Source organism: Amycolatopsis sp. NPDC006125 (assembly GCF_040614195.1).
Taxonomy (GTDB): domain Bacteria; phylum Actinomycetota; class Actinomycetes; order Mycobacteriales; family Pseudonocardiaceae; genus Amycolatopsis_E; species Amycolatopsis_E tucumanensis.
In genome coordinates, this window is record NZ_JBEXTZ010000102.1 from 1 (window position 1) to 21392 (window position 21392).

The 21392-nt window shown below is 72.8% G+C and carries 15 protein-coding genes and 1 pseudogene; 7 read left to right on the forward strand and 9 right to left on the reverse strand.

What is annotated here, in order from left to right; genetic code table 11:
* Positions 1–82: 82 nt before the first annotated feature.
* From ABZ193_RS35545 to ABZ193_RS35565, 5 genes and pseudogenes are all read left to right on the forward strand, one after another.
* Positions 83–1306, forward strand: a pseudogene (locus ABZ193_RS35545) (gamma-glutamyltransferase); the annotation flags it as partial.
* Positions 1307–1483: 177 nt separating this feature from the next.
* Entirely contained in the window at positions 1484–3124 is a 1641-nt protein-coding gene (locus ABZ193_RS35550; RefSeq protein WP_354712959.1) for an ABC transporter substrate-binding protein, read from the forward strand.
* A gap of 5 nt (positions 3125–3129) precedes the next feature.
* Positions 3130–4086 carry an ABC transporter permease gene (locus ABZ193_RS35555; RefSeq protein WP_354712960.1) on the forward strand — a complete coding sequence of 319 codons (957 nt, stop codon included), beginning with the start codon at positions 3130–3132 and terminating at the stop codon, positions 4084–4086.
* Positions 4083–4955: an ABC transporter permease gene (locus tag ABZ193_RS35560; protein ID WP_020420630.1), complete on the forward strand. Its 873-nt coding sequence runs from the start codon at positions 4083–4085 to the stop codon at positions 4953–4955. Before ABZ193_RS35555 ends, ABZ193_RS35560 begins: the two co-directional genes overlap by 4 nt.
* Positions 4952–6535 (forward strand): ABC transporter ATP-binding protein, encoded by a 1584-nt coding sequence (locus ABZ193_RS35565; protein WP_354712961.1) that lies wholly within the window; start codon positions 4952–4954, stop codon positions 6533–6535. The genes ABZ193_RS35560 and ABZ193_RS35565 overlap by 4 nt, the downstream gene beginning before the upstream one ends.
* Positions 6536–6539: 4 nt before the next feature.
* Here the strand turns inward: ABZ193_RS35565 and ABZ193_RS35570 are convergent, their stop codons facing one another.
* From ABZ193_RS35570 to cmk, 9 genes are all read right to left on the reverse strand, one after another.
* Entirely contained in the window at positions 6540–7715 is a 1176-nt protein-coding gene (locus ABZ193_RS35570; protein ID WP_354712962.1) for an ROK family protein, read from the reverse strand.
* Between the two features lie 45 nt (positions 7716–7760).
* A complete protein-coding gene (locus ABZ193_RS35575; RefSeq protein WP_020420633.1) occupies positions 7761–9191 on the reverse strand; it encodes an ABC transporter permease in 1431 nt (476 codons plus the stop codon).
* A gap of 14 nt (positions 9192–9205) precedes the next feature.
* Complete coding sequence (locus ABZ193_RS35580; RefSeq protein WP_017982028.1) at positions 9206–9979, reverse strand: ATP-binding cassette domain-containing protein; 774 nt, start codon at positions 9977–9979, stop codon at positions 9206–9208.
* 92 nt (positions 9980–10071) lie between these two features.
* Complete coding sequence (locus tag ABZ193_RS35585) at positions 10072–11190, reverse strand: substrate-binding domain-containing protein (protein WP_020420634.1); 1119 nt, start codon at positions 11188–11190, stop codon at positions 10072–10074.
* Between the two features lie 243 nt (positions 11191–11433).
* Positions 11434–12684 (reverse strand): M1 family metallopeptidase, encoded by a 1251-nt coding sequence (locus ABZ193_RS35590; RefSeq protein WP_354712963.1) that lies wholly within the window; start codon positions 12682–12684, stop codon positions 11434–11436.
* The gene (locus ABZ193_RS35595; RefSeq protein ID WP_354712964.1) at positions 12672–16520 is read right to left on the reverse strand and encodes a Pls/PosA family non-ribosomal peptide synthetase; all 3849 of its coding nucleotides are present in this window, start codon (positions 16518–16520) and stop codon (positions 12672–12674) included. The genes ABZ193_RS35590 and ABZ193_RS35595 overlap by 13 nt, the downstream gene beginning before the upstream one ends.
* A 141-nt stretch (positions 16521–16661) precedes the next feature.
* Complete coding sequence (gene der / locus ABZ193_RS35600) at positions 16662–18086, reverse strand: ribosome biogenesis GTPase Der (RefSeq protein ID WP_020420640.1); 1425 nt, start codon at positions 18084–18086, stop codon at positions 16662–16664.
* Positions 18083–18760 (reverse strand): lysophospholipid acyltransferase family protein, encoded by a 678-nt coding sequence (locus tag ABZ193_RS35605; RefSeq protein WP_020420641.1) that lies wholly within the window; start codon positions 18758–18760, stop codon positions 18083–18085. The genes der and ABZ193_RS35605 overlap by 4 nt, the downstream gene beginning before the upstream one ends.
* Positions 18757–19458, reverse strand: coding sequence for a (d)CMP kinase (gene cmk, locus ABZ193_RS35610; protein ID WP_354712968.1), 702 nt, complete (start codon positions 19456–19458; stop codon positions 18757–18759). Before cmk ends, ABZ193_RS35605 begins: the two co-directional genes overlap by 4 nt.
* Positions 19459–19572: 114 nt before the next feature.
* On the opposite strand from cmk, the gene ABZ193_RS35615 reads away from it, so the two are divergent.
* Together ABZ193_RS35615 and ABZ193_RS35620 are read left to right on the forward strand one after the other, a co-directional pair.
* Positions 19573–20055: a cation:proton antiporter regulatory subunit gene (locus tag ABZ193_RS35615; protein ID WP_026153076.1), complete on the forward strand. Its 483-nt coding sequence runs from the start codon at positions 19573–19575 to the stop codon at positions 20053–20055.
* A 4-nt stretch (positions 20056–20059) separates the two neighbouring features.
* Positions 20060–21259 carry a cation:proton antiporter gene (locus ABZ193_RS35620; protein WP_020420643.1) on the forward strand — a complete coding sequence of 400 codons (1200 nt, stop codon included), beginning with the start codon at positions 20060–20062 and terminating at the stop codon, positions 21257–21259.
* Positions 21260–21392 lie beyond the last annotated feature (133 nt).

Here is a 21392-nt window from a genome sequence, read left to right on the forward strand (position 1 = left end):
CCCCACAAATTTTTAAACCAAATGACGCAATACGAGATGCGATTGGTTGTGACTGGTGTTCTGAGGTGTGCTCTTCCGCTCTGCCGCGACCTGGCGGCGCGTGATCGCCGAGGCCGAGGCCGCCGGCCCGGGCCGGGAGACGCAGATCGACGCCGCCCGCCGGATCTGGCGCGAGGGCTTCATCGCCGAGGCGATCGCCGAGGCCGCCGCCCGGCCGACCATGGACACCTCCGGCGAGCGGCACGCCGGCACCCTGACCGCCGACGACCTCGCCGCGTTCGAGGCGGGCTACGAGGACCCGGTCACCTACGACTGGCAGGGCTGGACGGTCGCGAAGTGCGGACTGTGGAGCCAGGGGCCGTCGTTCCTGCAGCAGCTCGCCGTGCTGCCGGACGGCCTCGAGTACGGCACCCCGGACTACCTGCACACGCTGATCGAGGGCACCAAGCTCGCCATGGCCGACCGCGAGGCGTGGTACGGCGACAGCGCGGACGTCTCCCTGGACACCCTGCTTTCCGTGTCCTACAACGAATCCCGCCGCGCCCTGATCGGCGAGCGGGCGTCGGCGGAGCTGCGGCCGGGTTCGCCGGACGGGCGCCGGCCTCGGCTGAGCAAGCAGGCCGAGCTGTCCGTGGGTGGCGCCGTCCCGCCGCCACCGGCCGCGGGCGCGGGTGAGCCGACCGTCGCCAGGGACGGCGCGACGCGCGGCGACACCTGCCACCTCGACGTGGCCGACCGGTGGGGCAACATGATCGCCGCCACCCCGAGCGGCGGCTGGCTGCAGTCCAACCCGGTCATCCCGGCGCTCGGTTTCCCGCTGGGCACCCGGCTGCAGATGTCCTGGCTGGACGAGGGGCTGCCCAACTCGCTGGTGCCGGGCCGCCGCCCGCGCACGACGCTGTCCCCGTCGATGGCGCTGCGCGACGGTGTGCCGGTGCTCGCGTTCGGCACGCCCGGCGGGGACCAGCAGGACCAGTGGAGCGTGCATTTCTTCCTCGCCGTCGCGTTGCGGCAAAAGGTGCGCGGAAGTCTCGATCTGCAGGGCGCGATCGACGCGCCGAACTGGCACACCGACAGTTTCCCGAGTTCGTTCTACCCGCGCGCGATGCGTCCCGGAAGCGTCACCGTGGAATCGCGGATCGGCGACCCCGCGATCGCCGAACTGCGGCGGCGCGGGCACGACGTCGAAATCGCCGGCCCGTGGTCGGAAGGCCGCCTCTGCGCGGTCGCCCGCGACCCGGAAACCGGTGTCCTGTCAGCGGGTTCGAACCCGCGCGGCATGCAGGGCTACGCCGCCGGACGGTAGTCGGCGGCAATCCGGAAAACGGAAGACAGCGGTTCGGACCATCCCCCCGGACCGCTGTTTCTTCCTGCGCGCACCACAGCGGAAAATCGTTACCCGAATTAACCCGCCGGAAATCGATGACAAACAACGGGAAACTACCGTAAGCTGCGCACACGTTCGATCGCGCGGGAGTTTTCCATGGCCCTCAAGAATTCGCGGTGGCGCATTCTCGCGCCCTGCGTGGCGCTCACCGCGGCACTGGCGGCGTGCGTGCCGGTGCAGCACGTGGCGAGCACCGCCGAGCACACCGACGACTACGGGACGCCCGTCGGCGCCCAGCCGGTCCGCTCCGGGGGCGAGCTCGTGATGGGCCTGTCGTCCGAACCGGACCGGCTCGACCCGACCACGTCCAGCTCGCTCTACACCCGGTACGTGATGAGCACGATCTGCGAGAAGCTCTACGACCTCGACGCGAGCGGGCAGATCGTGCCGCAACTGGCCACCGGCCTGCCCACGACGTCGCCGGACGGGCTGACCGTGACGATCCCGGTCCGCACCGGGATCGTCTTCGCCGACGGCACCCCGTTCGATGCCACGGCCGTGCGCACCAGCCTGCAGCGCCACCTCACGCTCAAGGGTTCCCAGCGCACCAGCGAGATGGGCCCGGTGCGCGCCGTCGAGGCGCCGGACCCCGGCCACGTCGTGCTGACGTTCAGCAGGCCGTTCGCGCCCATCACCGCCGCGCTGGCCGACCGCGCCGGGATGATCCTGTCTCCCGCGGCGCTGGCCGCGCAGGGCACGAACTTCGGCGATCACCCGGTGTGCGTGGGGCCGTTCAAGTTCGTCAAGCGGGTTCCGCAGACCTCGATCGAGGTCGAGCGCGACCCGCTGTACTACGACGCGGCGCAGGTCCACCTCGACCGCATCGTCTACCGGATCATGCCCGACGCCAACATCCGCGCGGCGAACCTGCGCTCCGGCGACATCCAGGTGGCCGACACGATCTCGCCGCAGGACGTGGACGCACTGGCCAAGGATCCGGACCTGAAGGTGCTGCAGTCGTCGTCGCTGGGTTACCAGGGCGTCACGATCAACACCGGCAACGTCGACGGCGCGGGCGCCCCGGTCAAGCCGATCGACACCCCGCTGGCCCGCGATCCGCGGGTGCGCCAGGCGTTCGCGTCCGCTGTGGACCGGCAGACGCTCGTCGACACGGTCTTCAACAACTGGTTCGACATCGCCTGCTCCCCCATCGCGCCGCAGTCGCCCTACGCCACCCCGGCCAGCGACGCCTGCCCGGCCAACGACCCGGCCCGCTCGCGGCAGCTGCTCGCCGAAGCCGGTGTGCCCACGCCTTTCACGGTGACACTGCAGGTGTCCAACACCCAGGACCAGCTGCGTTACGCCCAAGCGCTGCAGGCCAGCGTCGCCGAGGGCGGGTTCGACCTCAAGATCGTGCCGGTCGAGTACTCGACCCTGCTGGACGTGCAGAAGCGCGGGGACTTCGAGCTGCTGCAGCTGGGCTGGTCGGGCCGCATCGACCCGGACGGCAACACCGCGCGGTTCCTGTCCACCGGCTCCGGCGGCAACTACGGCGGGTTCTCCTCGGCCGAGCTGGACGACCTGCTCACCCGCGCCGCCCGCGCCGCCACCACCGCCGAACGCGCTGATCTCTACGGCCAGGCGACGAGCGTGATCCAGCGGGAGAACCCGATCGTCTACACCTACCGGCTGCGCAACCTGACCGTCCACTCGGCACGGATCGCCGGCGTGGAGGTCTACTCCGACGGCGTGGTCCGGCTCGGCAGGGCCGCCTTCCGCGCGGACCAGGAGGGCTGAGACCGATGCTGCGTCACCTTCTGCACCGGCTCTGGCAGTCCGCGCTGACCCTGGTGCTCGCCTCGATCGTGGTGTTCGCCGGCGTGCGGGCGCTGCCCGGCGACCCGGCACTGGCGATGGCCGGTGAGGAGGCCGATCCGGAGACGCTCGCCGCGGTGCGTGCCCAGCTGGGCCTCGACGACCCGCTGCCGGTGCAGTACCTCAAGTTCCTCGGCCACGCGCTCACCGGCGACTTCGGCCGGTCGACCCGCACCGGCACCCCGGTGTCGGAGATGATCGGCACGACCCTGCCGGTCACCGTGCAGCTCGCGGTGTACGCGATGCTGATCGCGGTGCTGGCCGGGCTGTTGCTCGGCGTGCTCGCCGCGGTGTTCCGCGGGCGCTGGCCGGAGTGGGCGGCCAACGGGTTCTCGCTGTTCGCGCTGTCGGTGCCGACGTTCTGGCTCGGCATCCTCGCGGTGGTGTACCTGTCCGTCCAACTGGGATGGTTCCCGGCGTCGGGTTACGTGTCGCCACTGAAGGATCCGGTGCGCGGCCTGTACTACCTCACGCTGCCCGCGGTGATCCTCGGCCTGTCGCACGCCGCGGTCGTGCAGCGGCAGACCCGGTCGTCGATGGTCGGCACGCTCACCGCCGACTACGTGCGCACCGCCCGCGCGAAGGGGCTGGGGCGCGGCGCGGTGGTCTTCCGCTACGGGCTGCGCAACAGCCTGATCGTGGTGACCACGATCGTCGGACTCCAGCTCGGCGGGCTGATCGCCGGTGCCGTGGTCACCGAGCGGATCTTCAGCCTGCCCGGCATCGGCAAGCTCACGCTCGACTCGGTGTTCAGCCGCGACTACCCGGTGATCCAGGCCGTCGTGCTGGTGATCACCTTCGCCTACATCGTCATCAACCTGCTGGTCGACGTCCTCTACACGGTCATCGACCCGCGGGTCCGGGTCTCCGGGAGGGCCGCATGACCGCGATCGCCGAACCGCCTGCCCCCGTGGGCCGGGTGCGCGGCCGGGTGCTGGGAAACCTGCTGCGCAACCCGATGGGCGTCACCGGCGGCGTGCTGCTGCTGATCGTGCTCGTCGCCGGGGTGTTCGCCCCCTGGCTCGCCCCCTACGCACCGTCCGAAGTGCACTTCACGACCCCGTTCCAGCAACCGGGAACCGTCGGGTTCGCGCTGGGCACCGACGACCTGGGCCGCGACGTGCTGTCCCGCGTGCTGTACGGCACCCGCACCTCGCTCGAGGTCGGGCTGTTGTCGGTGGCGCTCGCGATCGTGGTCGGGGTCCCGCTGGGACTGCTGTCCGGGTACTGGCGGTGGCTGGACGCGATCGTGTCCCGGCTGACCGACCTGATGCTCGCGTTCCCGTTCCTGCTGCTGGCGGTCGGGCTCGCCGCGATCAACGGCGGCGGCCTGGTCAACGCCGCGGTCGCGCTCGGCATCGGCAACATCCCGGCGATGATCCGCGTGGTGCGGGCCGAGACGCTGCGGATGAAGGACAGCGACTTCGTGCTCGCGGCGCACACCATGCACGCCGGGCCGTGGCGGATCCTCGGTCAGCACGTGCTGCCCAACGCGGCGTCGGCGATCATCGTGCAGGCCACGGTGATCATGCCGCAGGCCGTGCTCGGCGAGGCGATCCTGTCCTTCCTCGGGCTGGGCATCCAGCCGCCAGAGCCGAGCCTGGGGATCATGCTCTCCGACGCGCAGCAGTACCTGTTCCGCACCGTGTGGCCCGGGGTGTTCCCGGGCATCGCGCTGGCCCTGATCTGCCTGGGCTTCAACCTGTCCGGCGACGCGCTGCGCGACGCACTCGACCCGAGGAGCTCCCGATGACGGAACCGTTGCTGCGGGTCGAGGATCTGCGGGTGTCCTTCGGCGGCACCGAGGTGGTGCACGGCGCCGACCTGACGATCATGCCCGGCGAGCGGGTCGCCGTGGTCGGCGAGTCCGGGTCCGGCAAGTCCACGACGGCGCACGCGGTGCTGGGCCTGCTGCCCGGCGCCGGGCGGGTCACCGGCGGGCGGATCGCGGTGCGCGGCGAGGACGTCACCCACGCCGGCGAGAAGCGGATGCGGCGGCTGCGCGGCCGGGAGATCGGGCTGGTGCCGCAGGACCCGATGACCAACCTCAACCCGGTGGCGCGCGTCGGCAGGCAGGTCGCGGAAACGCTGGTGACGCACGGACTGGCGACCCGGCGGGAGGCGATGGCGCGGGCGGTGGAGATCCTCGGCGAGGCCGGGCTGCCCGAGCCGGCGCGGCGAGCGCAGCAGTACCCGCACGAGTTCTCCGGCGGCATGCGGCAGCGGGTGCTGATCGCCATCGGGCTGGCCTGCCGCCCGGACCTGCTGATCGCCGACGAGCCGACCTCGGCGCTGGACGTGACCGTGCAGCGGCAGATCCTGGACCACCTCGACGGGCTGACCCGCGAGCTGGGCACGGCCTTGCTGCTGGTGACCCACGACCTCGGCCTGGCCGCCGAACGCGCGGACCGCGTGGTGGTCATGTCGCAGGGCCGCGTCGTGGAGTCCGGGCCGGCCCGGCGGGTCCTGACGGCGCCGGAGCACAAGTACACGCGGCGGCTGATCGCGGCCGCGCCCTCGCTCAAGGACCCGATGCCCGCCGTAGACCCGGCGCCACCGGTGCTGGAGGTTTCGGGGGTGTCGAAGGAGTTCCGGATCCGCGGCGGCGGGGGCGTGTTCACGGCGGTGGCGGACGTGTCGTTCACCGTCGAACGCGGCCGCACCACCGCGATCGTCGGCGAGTCCGGCTCCGGCAAGACAACGACGGCCCGGATGGTGCTCGGGCTGGTCCCGGTGTCCGGCGGCACGATCCGCCTCGACGGCGAGGACGTGCTCGGCCTGCGCGGCGCCCGGCTGAAGGCGGCGCGCCGGGCGATGCAGCCGGTGTTCCAGGACCCCTACGCCTCGCTCGACCCGCTGTTCACCGTCGAGCGGCTGATCACCGAGCCGCTGCGGATCTTCCGCGTCGGTGACAAGGCGAGCCGGGCGGCGAAGGCGCGGGAGTTGCTCGACCAGGTGGCCCTGCCCGCGTCGACGGCGCACCGCTACCCCAATGAACTGTCCGGCGGCCAGCGTCAGCGGGTGGCGATCGCCCGCGCACTGGCACTGGGCCCGCGGCTGGTGGTGTGCGACGAGGCGGTGTCCGCGCTGGACGTCCTGGTGCAGGACCAGATCCTCACCCTGCTGCGCACCCTGCAGGAGGAACTGGGGCTGAGCTACCTGTTCATCTCGCACGACCTGGCCGTGGTGAAGGCCATCGCGCACGACGTGGTCGTGATGCGCGCCGGACGGGTCGTGGAACAGGGCCCGGTCGCGAAGGTGCTCGAAGCCCCCGAGGAGCCCTACACGCGGCAACTGCTGGACTCGATCCCCGGCGCGGGCGTGCTCGCCTGAGGCCTCAGCCGTCCGCGAGCACCGTCTCGAAGGCCAGCTCCGCGGCGCCCAGCAGCTTCGCGTCCGTGCCCAGCGCCGAGGTCGCGACGCGCGTCCCGGCCAGTGCCCTGCTCACCAGGCTCCGCTCCCGCACGGTTCGCTCCACGTGCTCGACCAGCGCCGGGGGCAGGGCGGTGAACAGGTCGCCCAGCACGACCAGCTGCGGGCACAGCAGGTTGACCACGTTGCCGAGCCCGAGCGCGAGCCACTCGGTGAACTCGGCGAGCACGTCCGGCGCCTCGCCGTCGGCGGAGAGCAGCCGCAGCTCGTGGACGATCGCGCCGACCGGGCTGTCCTCGTCCAGCCCCAGCGCCCGCGCCAGCGCCCGCTCCCCCACCTCGGTTTCCCAGCAGCCGTGCGACCCGCAGTAGCACTGCCGCCCCTGCGGCCGCACCACCATGTGCCCGACCTCGCCCACGTGGTGCCCGCCGGCGCCGCGCATGGACACCCCGTTGGAGATCACACCGCCGCCGACGCCGACCTCCGCGCCGATGTAGACGAGGTCGTCGTAGCCACGCGCCACCCCGCGCAGGTGCTCGGCGAGCGCGCCCAGCTCGGCGTCGTTGCCCATGTGCACCGGCAGATGCAGGGCCCGCGACAGCCACGCGCCGAGCGGAATGTCGGTCCAGTGCAGGTTCGGCGCCTCGTGCACGAACCCGTCCTGGTGCCGCACCACGCCCGGCACCGACACGCCCGCCGCGACCGGGTGGACGCCCAGCTCGTCGATCAGCGGGCCGGCCGTGTCGACGATCTTGGTGAACACCTCGCGCGGGTCGTTGGTGGTGGAGCGGATGTTCCACCCGCCCCGCCCGAGGATCTCGCCGCCGATGCCGACCAGCGCCATCCCGGCCCGCTCCACCCGGATGTCGATCGCCAGCACCACCGCGGCCTGCGGCTGCGGCAGCACCAGCAGGGACGGGCGGCCGGCCCCGCTGCGCTGAGCGGGCACCCGCTCCTCGACGAGCCCGTCCTCGGCCAGCCCGTCCACCAGCGCCTTGATCGTGCTGCGGTTCAGCCCGAGGTCGGTGGCGAGACTGGCCCGTGTGGACGGGCCGTGGACGTGCAGCCGGCGCAACAGGGCGGCCCTGTTGTGCCGGCGCACGTCGTCGGGGCGGGTGCCCGCGGTCGGTGTGGTCGTCACCTGCGCTTCCCTGCTGGCCGGTGGTCGGCGGTCCTCACCCGTGCCTCAGCGCGCGACCGCGGCACGCTTGCGGGACAGCGCGTCGACGGCTGCCGCCACCAGAAGGACCAGGCAGGTGATGATGTTAACCGTAGCCGCCTGGAACCCGAGCAGGCCGAGGCCGTTCTGGACGGTCGCCAGCACGAGACCACCGATCACCGCGTCGCGCAGCCGCCCGCGGCCGCCGAACAGCGACGTGCCACCGATGACCGCCGCGCCGACGGCGAACAGCAGCGTGTTGCCGCCACCGGAGTTGCCGTCCACCGCGCCGACCTTCGAGCTGTAGACGATGCCGCCGATCGCCGCGACCGCCGAGCAGATCAGGAACACGCTCATCCGGATCTTGTCGACCTTGATGCCGGCGCGCCGCGCGGCCTCCTTGTTGCCGCCGACCGCGTAGATGTGCCGGCCGTAGCGGGTGCGGTCCAGCACGAACGTGCCGGCCACCAGCAGCACCAGCACGATCGGGACGACGTAGGGCACGCCGGCGATCGTGGTCAGGTTCGGGTTGGGCGAGCGGTTGGTGTTGAGCAGGTAGGTCGCGACCGCGCCGAGCACCAGCACCGCGCCGGCCTTGACGACCACGATCGTCGTCGGCTGCGCCACCAGTCCGCGCCGCAACCGTCCGAAGTGGCGGGTCAGGACCACCGCGGCGTAGCCGCCGGCGGCGACCACGAACATGATCCAGCCGCCCAGGATGGACAGGTTGCCGTTGGCGACCTGGTAGAGCACGTCGCTCTGCCGGATGGAGATCGTGCCGCCCTCGCCGACCAGCTGCAGCAGCAGCCCGTACCAGCCGATGAACAGCGCCAGGGTCACCACGAACGACGGGATGCCGATCTTGGCCACGATGGTGCCGGTCAGCGCGCCGATGACGACGCCGACGCAGATCGCCAGCACGATCTCGATCCACGGGTTCGCGGCGAACCCGGCGAGCATGAACACCGGCACGACGAGCGAGAGCACCGCGCCGATCCAGACGCGCATCCACACGCACAGCGCGGCCGCCACGATCGAGCCGACGATGAACCCGTAGAACACGGTGCTGCCGAAGTTGCCGAGCAGGTTGCCGTCCTGGGTGAAGTGCAACGCCATCACCGACGCGGCCAGGCCGGACGCGGTGCCCGCGGACAGGTCGATCTCGCCGAGCAGCAGCACCGGGACGATGCCCATCGCGATGATGGTCTGCCCGGCGCCCTGCGCGAACAGGTTCGCGATGTTGTTCAGCGACAGGAAGGTGTCCGACAGCCCGGTGAACACCAGCACCAGCACCAGCAGGCCGAGCAGCGCGGGCAGGGCGCCCAGCTCGCCGCCGCGCAGGCGCCCGAAGTAGTCGCCGATGGCTTCGCGGGTGGACCGCGAGGTGGTGTCGATGCCGAAGTCCGAGATCGCCGCCGGGGGCTGGCCCGAGCCGGGCTTCGTGGGGGTTTCAGTCATGGCCACTTCTTTCCTCACACGGCCGCGGTCTCGGGGCGGGCCAGGCCGAGGTCGCCGGACCGGCCCGCGGTGATCAGTTCGACGACCTGGCTGTTCGTGACGTCCTTGGTGGCGACGTCGGCGGCCAGCCGGCCGAGGTAGAGGGTGGCGATCCGGTCGGCCACCTCGAACACGTCGTTCATGTTGTGGCTGATCAGCACCACGCCGAGGCCCTGCTCGGCCAGGCGCCGCACCAGGTCGAGCACCTGCCGGGTCTGCGCGACGCCGAGCGCGGCGGTCGGCTCGTCGAGGAGCACGACCTTGCTGTTCCACAGCACCGCCTTGGCGATCGCGACGGTCTGCCGCTGCCCGCCGGACAGCGACGACACCGGCGTGCGGACCGACTTGACGGTGCGCACCGACAGCGACGCCAGCGTCTTGCGCGCGGCCAGCTCCATCGCCGCCTCGTCGAGCAGCCCACGCTGGTTGCGCTCGCGGCCGAGGAACATGTTCTGGACGATGTCGAGGTTGTCGCACAGCGCGAGGTCCTGGTAGACGACCTCGATGCCGAGGGCGGCCGCCTCGCGCGGGTTGTGGATGTGGACCGGCTTGCCCTCGAAGAGGACCTCGCCGCTGTCGATCGGGTGGATGCCCGCGATGCACTTGACGAGCGTGGACTTCCCGGCGCCGTTGTCGCCGACCAGCGCGGTGACCTCCCCCGCGCGCACCTGGAAGTCCACGTCGTGCAGGACGTGCACCGGCCCGAAGCTCTTGTTGACGCCTCGCAGCGCGAGGACGGGCTCGTTCATGGAAGAACCTCCGCTATCCGTGGGAGACACGCGTGGAGGGGACGCGCGGTCCGGGGTTTCCGGGCCACGCGCCCCCCAGGCGACGCGTGCCGTCAGGAGATGCCCAGCTGCTGGCAGACCGGGGCGGTGTCGCCGCCACAGATCTCGCTCGCCTTGACGTAACCCTGGTCGACCACCATCTTCACGTTCTCCTTGGTGATGGAGAACGGCTGCAGCAGCACCGACTTGACCGTGCGGTTGCCGGTCGGGTCGGTGGAGGTCTGCTTGGCGATGGCGTCGGCGCCCGCGGTGTCGCCCTTGACCAGCGCGGCGGCCAGCTGCGCGGTGGCGTCGGCCTCCTGCTGGATCGGCTTGAACACCGTCGAGTACTGCTGGCCCTGCAGGATCGACTTCAGGCCGGCGGCGCTGGCGTCCTGGCCGGTGACCGGGACCGAGCCGGCGAGGCCGTTCTTCTGCAGCACGGTGATCACGGCGCCGGCCATGCCGTCGTTGGCGGCCAGCACACCGTCGACCTTGCCGCCGTTGGCGGACAGGAACTGCTCGAAGGTCGCGCCGCCGACCGCGTTGTCCCACTTGTCGATGCGCTGGCTGGCGACCTTCTTCAGCGCGCCCGAGCTGTAGAGCGGGCCGAGGATCTCCTGCTGCCCGTTGTAGAACAGGGTCGCGTTGTTGTCCGTCGGTGAGCCCTCGATCTCGATGACCTGGGCGCCCGGCTTGTTCTTCAGCGCGTCCGCGAGCGCCTGGCCCTGCAGGCGGCCGACCTGGACGTTGTCGAAGCTGACGTAGTAGTCGGCGCTGCCACCGAGGTTGAGGCGGTCGTAGTTGATGACCGGCACGCCCTGCTGCTTGGCCTTCTGCTCGACCGTGGCGCCGACGTCACCGCTGGGCGCGGCGATGATCAGGACCTTCACGCCCTGGCTGAGCATGCTGTCGGCCTGCTGCGCGAACCGCTGGTTGTCGCCCTGGGCGTTCTCGATGATCGGGCTGAGCCCGGCCTTCGTGAGGGCCGACTGGAGCATCGGCTGGTCGAAGCCGGCCCAGCGGGCCGAGGTCGCGGTCTCGGGCAGGATCACGCCGACCTTCGGGCCGCCGTTGTCCGACCCGCCGCTCCCACCGCTGTCGTTGTTGGCGCTGTTCGCTCCACACGCGGTCAGCGCCAGGACGAGCCCGGTGCCCGCGGCGGCCAGCGCGAGGGTCTTTCTCCGCTTCATTGCGTCCCCTTGGCAGGAATGTTGTGACTCACAACATTTGAATGTTGTGGCCGACAACATACGTCGTGACCGCGTGTGAGGGGAAGCCCGATCCGACACGTTCCGGTAACAAAAGGGCCGCGATCCTCAAGTCGCGGCGGAAGCGGGACGAACGGCGGCGGCACGTTGCCCGAAAGGGACGTCCTCGCTGCTCAGACGGCCAGGAGCGGGCGCAAACCACGCCCGGGGCGAGAACGGGGTGGCTCAGCCGAGCCAGGAGGCGAACTCGTCACGGAGCGGCACACCGGCGGCGCGCTCCGCGTGCGCGATGAAGTCTTCGGTGGTGACGGTGCCGTGTGCGTGCCCGGCCACCCAGGTCCGCAGCAGGCCGAAGAACACCTCGTCGCCGACCCGGCCGCGCAGCTCGTGCAGGACCAGGCCGCCGCGCTTGTAGACCTGCTCGTCGAACAGGCGCGCCACGCCCGGGTCGCCGATCGCGACGTCGGTGCCGACGCGGGACCGCCAGTCGCGCGCCAGCGCCTCCGCGGACGGGCCGCCGGAGGCCTCCGACCACAGCCATTCCGCGTAGGTCGCGAAGCCCTCGTTGAGCCAGATGTGGCGCCAGCCTGCGACGGTGAGGCTGTTGCCGAACCACTGGTGCGCCAGCTCGTGCACCACCAGCCGCTCGAACGTGCGCCGGCCGTCGACGTGGTTGGCGCCGAAGATCGCCATGCCCTGCGCCTCGATCGGGTCGTCCAGGTCGTCGTCGGTGACCACCACGACGTACTCGCCGAACGGGTACGGCCCGAACCACTCCGTGAGCCCGCGCATCATCTCCGGCTGCCGGCCGAAGTCGTGCGCCGCCGCGGCACGCAGCCGCCGCGGCACCGCGATCCGTTGCACCCCATCGAGAACCAGCTCGTCGTACCGTCCGATCTGGACACTCATCAGGTACGGCGCCGTCGGCTCGCGCCGCTCGAACACCCACGTCGTCGCACTGCCCCCGGCGCGGCGGGTGACCAGGTCGCCGGTCACCAGCGCCGTGTAGGCCGACGCGGTGGTCAGCGACACCCGGTAGGTCGCCTTGTCCCCCGGCCGGTCGTTGCACGGGAACCAGGACGGCGCCCCGGTCGGCTGGCTCGCCACGAGCGCGCCGTCGGTCAGCTCGTCCCAGCCGATCTCGCCCCACCGGCTCGCCACCGGCCGCGGGTTGCCGGAGTAGCGCACCTCGACGGTGAATTCGCCGCGCACCGGCCGCACCGGGCGCACCACCAGCTTGCCGCCGCGGTGGGTGAACTTCGCGGTCCGCCCGTCCACGCGCACACCCTTGACCGTGAAACCGGCCAGGTCGAGCGGGATCCGGCTCAGCTCGCCCGCGGCGACCGCGGACAGGGCCGCCCGCGCGCTCAGCCGGTTCGGCCCGATCTTGTAGTCCAGCTCCAGGTCGTAATGCGTGACCCGGTAGTCGCCGCTGCCGTGGCCGAGCGTGTAGTCGGCGCGGCTCACGCCCGCCACGCCGCGATCGGGTTGCCCAGCCAGCGGCTGTCGGCCGGGACGGCGTCGCCGCGGGTCACCAGCGAACCCGGGCCCACGGTGGTGCGCGCGCCGACGCTCGCGCCGGGCAGCACGATCCCGTGCGGGCCGACGGTCGCGCCCTCGGCCACGGTCACCTCGCTCATGCGCATGATCCGATCATGGAACAGGTGGGTCTGCACGACACACCCCCGGTTCACGGTCGCGCCGTCGCCCAGCCGCACCAGGTCGGTCTCCGGCAGCCAGTACGTCTCCAGCCACACCCCGCGGCCGATCTTCGCGCCCATCGTGCGCAGCCAGCACGGCAGCAGCGGCGTGCCCGCGCTCCAGCTCACCAGCCACGGCACCGCGAGCGTCTCGACGAACGTGTCGGCGAGCTCGGTGCGCCACACGAACGAACTCCACAGCGGGTGGTCCACCGCCCGGAACCGCCCGGTCAGCGCCCACTTCACCGCGGTGGTCACCGCCCCGGCCACCAGGCCGGCGACGACCAGCACCACCGGCGCGGCCACCGCGGCCACGAGCAGGCCCGCCGCCGACCACACCGCCGCGAGCGCGGCCAGCACGAGCACCGCGAGCGCGACCGCGCACATCACCGGCACGATCCGGCACAGCTCGACCGCGGCCCGCGCGGCCTTCAGCCGCGGCGGCGGCGCGAACGTGCGGCTGGAGTCGGCCGCCTCCACCGCGCGGCGCAGCGGCATCGGCGGCATGCCCAGGTACGACGAGCCCTTCTTCGCCTTGCGCGGCGCCGAGGACAGCACCCCGACCAGACCGCGCTTGGGCACCGCGCGCCCGGCCGCGGCCATGCCGGAGTTGCCGAGGAACGCCTGCTTGCCGATGCGCGTCGGCGCGACGTGCAGCCAGCCGTGGCCCAGCTCGTAGGTGGCGACCATGGTGTCGTCGGCGAGGAACGCGCCGTCGTCGACCTGCGTCATCCGCGGGACCGCCAGCACCGTCGAGACCTCCGCGCCGCGGCCGACCTTCGCGCCCAGCAGCCGCAGCCACACCGGCGTGAACAGGCTGGCGTAGAGCGGGAACAGCACCTGGCGGGCCAGGTCCATCAGCCGCTCGGTGGCCCACACCTGCCAGGCGATCCGGCCGTGCACCGGGTGGTAGCCCTCGTGCAGGCCCAGCCCGAGCAGCCGCACGGACACCAGCACCAGCAACGCGTAGGTGCCGAAGGCGGCCACCGTCGCCACCGGCACGGCGAGCAGCGCGGCGCCGATCGTCGTGGTCCCCCCGACCGCGGCGCCCAGCACCAGCAGGCCGGGCACGGCGGCGAGCACCGGGAACAAGCCGAGCACGAACGAGGCGGCCCCGTAGGCGAAGGCCCAGAACCGCGACCGCGGCGGGCGGCTGGACGGCCAGCGCAGCGCGCCCTTGCCGTCGCGGCGCGCGGGCGAACCCGCCCAGCGCTGGCCCGCGGGCACCGCGCCCAGCACGGTCGACCCGGCGGCGATCTCCGCGCCCTTGCCGATCCGCGCGCCGGGCAGCAGCACGCTGCGCGCGCCGACGCGGGCGCCGGCGCCGATCCGGATCTTGCCGATGTGCACGACGTCGCCGTCCACCCAGTGCCCGGACAGGTCGACCTCGGGCTCCACCGCCGCCGCGCGGCCCAGCTTGAGCAGGCCGGTGACCGGCGGCGGGGTGTGCAGGTCGACGTCCTTGCCGACCTTCGCGCCCAGCGCGCGGGCGTACAGCGTCATCCAGCTCGCGCCGGAGATCCCGGCGGCGCCTGCGGCCTCCGCGAGCCGCTCGGCCGCCCACAGTCGCAAGTGGACCCGGCCGCCGCGGGGGTGCGCGCCGGGGCGCACGCCACGCAGGAGCAGCCGCGCGCCGCCGGCCGCGATGGCGATGCGGCCGGGCGGGCTGAACAGCACCAGCCAGGCCAGCGCGAGCGACCACCACGGCACGGACGGCGCCCAGGCGACGCCGGCCGTCGAGAGCACAGTGGACAGTGCGGCGAGCGCGGTCAGCCAGCGCAGGCCGGTCAGGGCGAGCACCGGCAGGCCCAGCACGGCCTGCGCGGCCCCGGCCCGCCGCGGAACCGGGCGGACGTCGCGCCGCCGCTCGGTTTCCCCGTCGAGGCCGTCGAGCAGCGCGGCGAGCTGGCCGAGCTTCGGGTGGCGGTAGAGGTCGGCGACCGACACCCGCGGGTGGCGGGTGCGGATGCGCGCCACCAGTTGCGCGGCGGTGAGGCTGCCGCCGCCGGAGGTGAAGAAGTCGGCGCCCGGATCGGTCACCGGGACGCCCAGGATCTCCGCCCAGCCCTCGGCGAGCCACGACTCGGTCGCCGTCAGCGCGGCGGCACTGTCCACAGTGGCCAGTGGCCAGGGCAGCGCGGCGCGGTCGACCTTGCCCGAGGTGCGGGTCGGCAGGTCGTCGACCACCGCGAGCAGCGGCACCAGCGCGGCGGGCAGTTTTTCGCGCAGCTGAGCCGAAGCGCCGTCGGTGTCGAACTCGCCCTGCGGCACCACGTACCCGACGAGAACCTGGTTGCCCGCCTTGGTGGTGCGGATCGCCGCGGCGGCTCCGGCGACCCCGGGCAGCGCCTGCAGCGCGGCGTCCACCTCGCCCAGCTCGATGCGGCGGCCGCCGAGCTTGATCTGCTCGTCGGCGCGGCCGAGGAACACCAGGCCCGCGGGCTCGGCGCGCACCAGGTCGCCGCTGCGGTAGGCGCGTTCCCAGCCCAGCGCGGGCAGCGGCGCGAACTTCTCCGCGTCCTTCACCGGATCGAGGTAGCGGGCCAGGCCGGCGCCGCCGATCACCAGCTCACCGGACTCCCCCATCGCCACCGGCTCACCGGCGGCGTCCACGACCACGAGGTCCCAGCCGGCCAGCGGCAGCCCGATCCGCACCGGGCCCTCCCCGGTCAGCGGCGCGGCGCAGGCGACCACGGTCGCCTCGGTCGGCCCGTAGGTGTTCCACACCTCGCGGCCCTCGACGGCGACCCGTTCGGCCAGCTCCGGCGGGCACGCCTCGCCGCCGAAGATGAGCAGCCGCACGTCCTCCAGCGCCTCGGCCGGCCACAACGCGGCCAGGGTCGGCACGGTGGACACGATCGTGATGCGCTGCGCGACCAGCCACGGCCCGAGGTCGACGCCGGTGCGCACGAGCGCACGCGGCGCGGGCACCAGGCACGCGCCGTGCCGCCAGGCCAGCCACATCTCCTCGCACGAGGCGTCGAAGGCGACCGACAGCCCGGCCAGCACGCGGTCACCGGGGCCGATGGGCTCCTCGGTGAGGAACAGCCGGGCCTCGGCGTCGACGAAGGCGGCCGCGGAACCGTGGCTGACCGCCACGCCCTTGGGCTTGCCCGTCGAACCGGAGGTGAAGATGATCCACGCGTCGTCGTCCGGCGCGGGCACGCCGGTTCGGCGGCCGGGCTCGGCGAGCATCGTCAGCCCGTCGTCCATCAGCACCGCGCACACGCCGGCCTCGCCGAACACCAGCTCGGCCCGCTCGTCCGGGTCGTCGGCGTCCACCGGCACGTAGGCCGCGCCCGCGGCGAGCACGCCCAGGATCGCGACGTAGAGGTCGGCGGTGCCGGAGGAGATCCGGACGCCGACGCGGTCGCCGCGGCCGACGCCCTCGGCGGCGAGCCGCCTGCCCAGCGCCTGCGCCTCCTCGGACAGCCTGCGGTAGCTCAGCACCCGCTCGCCGTCGTCGAGCGCGGCCGCGTTCGGGTGACGCGCGGCGGTGTCCGCCAGCACGTCCAGCAGGGTGCGCCGCGCCGCGGCCGGACCGCCGGGGAACAGGGCCCGCTCCGGGGCCAGCACCCCGGGCAGCGTCGGATCGAGAACGGGCGCGCCCATGGAGTTCACCTTCCGCCAGCGTTCGGGCCGGAACTCGCGAAAAGTGTGAGGCGCCCGCGCGGGACGATCACTCTACCCGAGGTGAACGGCAGGTGGCCGGGCGGTCTCACCGGGGTGTCGCCGCCGTCACACCTCGTTGCGTCACTTGCCCTTCTTGCCGGGCCGCGGCTTCTTTTCCCGCACCCGCACGTTGATGCGCACCGGGCTGCCCGCGAAACCGAAGCGCTCGCGGAACTTCCGCTCGATGAAGCGGCGGTACCCGGCCTCGAGGAACCCGGTGGTGAACAGCACCAGCGTCGGCGGGCGGATGCCGGCCTGGGTCGCGAACAGCACCTTGGGCTGCTTGCCGCCGCGCACCGGCGGCGGGGTGGCCGCGATCAGCTCGGACAGCCACGAGTTCAGCTGCCCGGTCGGGACCCGCTGGTCCCACGAGGCGAGCGCGGTCCGCAGCGCCGGCGCGAGCTTGCGCACCGAACGCCCGGTGAGCGCGGAGATGTTGACCCGCTCGGCCCAGGTGACGCGCACCAGGCCGCGGTCGAGCTCCTTCTCCAGCTGGTGGCGGCGGTCCTCGTCGACGAGGTCCCACTTGTTCAGCGCCAGCACGCACGCGCGGCCGGACTCCACGACGGACGTCAGCACGCGCAGGTCCTGTTCGGACAGCGGCTCGCTGGCGTCCAGCAGGACGATGACGACCTCGGAGGAGTCGATGGCGGCCTTGGTGCGCAGCGACGCGTAGTACTCGGTGCCGCTCGCGGTGTGCACCCGCTTGCGCAGGCCCGCGGTGTCGACGAACCGCCACACCTGGCCGTCCAGCTCCACCAGCGAGTCGACCGGGTCGACCGTGGTGCCCGCGACCGAGTCCACGACGGACCGCTGCTCGCCGGTGAGCTTGTTGAGCAGGCTGGACTTGCCCACGTTCGGCTTGCCCACCAGCGCGACGCGGCGCGGCCCGGCGACGGCCTCGCGCTCGCGCGGGGCCTCGGGCAGCACCTTGATGATCGCGTCGAGCAGGTCGCCCGAGCTGCGGCCGTGCAGGGCGCTCACCGCGTGCGGCTCGCCGAGGCCGAGCGACCACAGCGAGGCCACGTCGGCCAGCAGCCGCTCGTCGTCGACCTTGTTGGCCGCCAGCAGCACCGGCCGCTTCGACCGGCGCAGCACCTTCGCCACGGCCTCGTCGGTCGCGGTCGCGCCGACCGAGGCGTCCACCACGACCAGCACCGCGTCCGCGGTGTTCATCGCCAGCTCGGCCTGCGCCGCGACCGCGGCCTGCAGCCCGGTCGCGCTCGGCTCCCAGCCGCCCGTGTCGACCACCGTGAACCGGCGGCCGGACCACTGCGCGTCGTAGGCCACCCTGTCCCGGGTCACGCCGGGCGTGTCCTGCACGACCGCCTCGCGGCGGCCGAGGATCCGGTTCACCAGGGTGGACTTGCCCACGTTCGGGCGCCCGACGACGGCCAGCACGGGCTGGCTCAGCTCGGCTTCCTCCTCGGACGCCGCGTCGTCGGCCTGGCTGTCGAGCGCGGTGAACTCCGCCTCGTCCGACCAGGTCCCGTCAAGCTCCGTCATAACTCCGCTTTCTTCCCGCGCACGGGCTCGCCCTGCGCTGCACGCCATTCGTCGAGGGTGCGGACCAGGCCCGCGAGTTCGTCCCGCAGCCGCCCGGTCGCCTCGTCCAGCCCGGCCCGGCCGCGGCCGACCTCGAGCGTGAACGGCTCACCCACCAGGATGTCGACCCGGGGCCGGAACCGCCGCCCGCTGCCTGCGGGACGCCGCGTCCCGCGCACCGCGATCGGCAGGACCACCGCGCCGGAGGCCCGGACCAGCCAGGCCGCGCCGCGCTCGGCGCTGGTGACATCGCCCTCGCCGCGGGTCCCCTCCGGGAACACCGCGACGACTCCGCCGCCCTTGAGCACGTTCGCCGTGGTCAGCAGGGGCGCCCGGTCGGGCTCACCCCGGCGCACCGGCACCTGGCCGATGCGCCGGAGGAACCACCCGACCGCCCCGGTGAACATCTCCTCCTTGACGAGGAACACCGAACGGCGCGGCAACATTCCGAAGATGATCTGCGGCTCCACCATCGAGCTGTGGTTGGCCACCACCAGCACCGGCCCGGTCTTGGGCACCCGCTCCAGGCCGCGGATCCGCAGCCGGTAGGCCGGCTTGAACAGGTGCGTCCCGACGAACCGGGCGGCGTCGTGCAGCCGGGCCGACGCGCCGTCCGGCAGACCGGCAGGGCTCACCGCGTGACCTGCGCGCACGTGCCCAGCAGCCCGCGCTGGCCGGCCAGCTCGGACAGGGCGACGAGCACCTGGTCGATGGACAGCTCGGTGGTGTCCAGGTGCACCGCGTCGTCGGCGGCCTTCAGCGGCGCGACGGCACGCGTCGAGTCGAGCCGGTCCCGCCGGTCGACCGACGCCAGCGCCTCGGCCTGGCTGCTCTGCCGCCCGGCGGCGGTGTCCTGGGCGCTGCGGCGCGCGGCCCGCACCGCCGGGTCCGCGGTCAGGTAGACCTTGAGCGGGGCATCCGGCGTGACGACGGTGCCGATGTCGCGGCCCTCGACGACGATGCCGCCGACCTCGTCCAGCACCTCGCCGATGATCCGCCGCTGCCGCGCGACCAGCAGCTCACGCACCTCGGGCACCGCCGAGACCGGCGACACCGCGTGGTTGACCTCGGCGCCGCGGATCTCGGCCGCCACGTCCTCGCCCGCCAGGTGGACGCTCGGCGCCGAGGGGTCGGTGCCGAGCGCGAAGTCGGTGGCCCGGGCCAGTTCGGCGACCGCGGGGCCATCGGCCGGGTCGACGCCCGCGCGCAGCACGGCCAGCGTCACCACCCGGTACATCGCGCCGGTGTCGAGGTAGCCGGCCGACAGGCGCCCGGCGAGCTTGCGCGCCACCGTGGTCTTCCCGGTTCCCGAGGGTCCGTCCAGAGCGACCACGCCGCGTAGGGCTCCCGCCACCGATGCTCTCCTCGCCGTCTCGATCGGTCCGTACCTGCGGTTCTCCATTGTGCCTGGCCCACCCGGTGATGGCCGCACCGGTACCGTGGCGGTGTGAACGTGGAAGTAACGCCCCTACCGGGCATCGGTGTGCGGAAGGACTTCGCGACCCGGAACGGACGCCGCATCGGCGTGGTCACGCACCGGGACGGGCAGATCGAGCTGATCGTGTCCAAGTCCGACGACCCCGACGCGTGCCTGGCGTCCCTGCCCCTGACCGCCGACGAGGCCGGCGCGCTGGCCAACCTGCTCGGCGCCCCGCAACTGGTCGCGCAGCTCACCGAGGAGCACCGCGAGGTCCCCGGGATCAACACCAAGCAGCTGCCCATCAAGGCGAACTCCCCGTTCGACGGCCGCACCCTCGGCGACACGGCGATGCGCACCCGGACCGGTGTGTCCGTGGTCGCCGTCATGCGCGCCGGCCAGGTGCACCCTTCCCCCACCCCGGACTTCACGTTCACCGCCGGTGACGTGCTGGTCGCGGTCGGCACGTCGGAAGGCCTGGAGGGCGCCCTCAAGATCCTGAAGAACGGCTGAGCCCTTGGAGCACACCGCACTGGCCCTGATCGAACTCGGGGCCGTCTTCTTCGTGCTCGGCGTCCTGGGACGCCTCGCCGGGAAGATCGGCCTCTCCCCCATCCCGCTCTACCTCCTCGGCGGCCTGGCCTTCGGGCAGGGCGGACTGATCCCGCTCGGCGACATCGGCGACTTCACGCACCTGGCCAGCGAGATCGGCGTCGTGCTGCTGCTGTTGCTGCTGGGCCTGGAGTACTCCGCGGCCGAGCTGTTCACCGGGCTGAAACGCTCGTGGATGGCCGGCCTGCTGGACATCGTGCTGAACGCCGCACCCGGCGCGGCCGTCGCGCTGCTGCTCGGCTGGGGCCCCATCGGCGCCATCGTGATGGCGGGCGTCACCTACATCTCCTCGTCCGGGATCATCGCGAAGGTCCTCGGCGACCTCGGCCGTCTCGGCAACCGGGAGACCCCGGTGGTGCTGTCGATCCTGGTGTTCGAGGACCTGGCGATGGCGCTGTACCTGCCGATCCTGACCGCGCTGCTGGGCGGGGTCAGCTTCCTCGGCGGCCTGGAGGCCGTCGGCATCTCGCTGCTGGTGATCACCGTCGTGCTGGTGATCGCGCTGAAGTACGGCCGGTACGTGTCGGCGATCGTGGACTCCGACGACCGCGAGGTGTTCCTGCTCAAGGTGCTCGGCGCGGCGCTGCTGGTGGCCGGCCTCGCGTCGGCGATGCAGGTGTCGGCCGCGGTCGGCGCGTTCCTGCTGGGCATCGCGATCTCCGGCTCGACGGCCCACAACGCGACGCGGCTGCTGGAGCCGCTGCGGGACCTGTTCGCCGCGGTGTTCTTCGTGGTGTTCGGGCTGAACACGAACCCGGCGTCCATCCCGCCGGTGCTCGGCTGGGCCGTGCTGCTCGCGGTCGTGACCACCCTGACGAAGGTGGCGACCGGCTGGTGGGCCGCGCGGCGTCAGGGTGTCGGCAAGCTGGGCCGCGCCCGTGCCGGTGCCGCGCTGGTGGCGCGCGGTGAGTTCTCGATCGTCATCGCCGGGCTGGCCGTGTCGGCCGGCGCGGTGGTCGACGAGCTGGCCGCGCTCGCGACCGCGTACGTGCTGCTGATGGCGATCCTCGGCCCCATCGCGGCCCGCGTGGTCGAACCGCTGGCGAAGGGCCTGCAGCGGCGCCGCGGGCACGGCCACGAGCCGGCGACGTCCCGCGCGGGCTGAATTCCCCCGGGTCGGCGACAGTGTGGTCGCCGGCTCCCCTCAAGGCAGACCGAGCGCACCGCCTGGTCCGTCCGCCCCGCCGGCGGCGCCCCTCAAGGCAGAACCGGGCGCAGCACCTCAGCCGTCCGCCCCA

Bases quoted from the DNA above. Each gene is read 5' to 3' on its own strand.
- ABZ193_RS35565 (WP_354712961.1), top strand. From the start codon at position 4,952: ATGACGGAACCGTTGCTGCGGGTCGAGGATCTGCGGGTGTCCTTCGGC.
- ABZ193_RS35595 (WP_354712964.1), bottom strand. From the start codon at position 16,520: ATGGGCGCGCCCGTTCTCGATCCGACGCTGCCCGGGGTGCTGGCCCCG.
- ABZ193_RS35575 (WP_020420633.1), bottom strand. From the start codon at position 9,191: ATGACTGAAACCCCCACGAAGCCCGGCTCGGGCCAGCCCCCGGCGGCG.
- ABZ193_RS35555 (WP_354712960.1), top strand. From the start codon at position 3,130: ATGCTGCGTCACCTTCTGCACCGGCTCTGGCAGTCCGCGCTGACCCTG.
- ABZ193_RS35550 (WP_354712959.1), top strand. From the start codon at position 1,484: ATGGCCCTCAAGAATTCGCGGTGGCGCATTCTCGCGCCCTGCGTGGCG.
- ABZ193_RS35585 (WP_020420634.1), bottom strand. From the start codon at position 11,190: ATGAAGCGGAGAAAGACCCTCGCGCTGGCCGCCGCGGGCACCGGGCTC.
- der (WP_020420640.1), bottom strand. From the start codon at position 18,086: ATGACGGAGCTTGACGGGACCTGGTCGGACGAGGCGGAGTTCACCGCG.
- ABZ193_RS35580 (WP_017982028.1), bottom strand. From the start codon at position 9,979: ATGAACGAGCCCGTCCTCGCGCTGCGAGGCGTCAACAAGAGCTTCGGG.
- ABZ193_RS35560 (WP_020420630.1), top strand. From the start codon at position 4,083: ATGACCGCGATCGCCGAACCGCCTGCCCCCGTGGGCCGGGTGCGCGGC.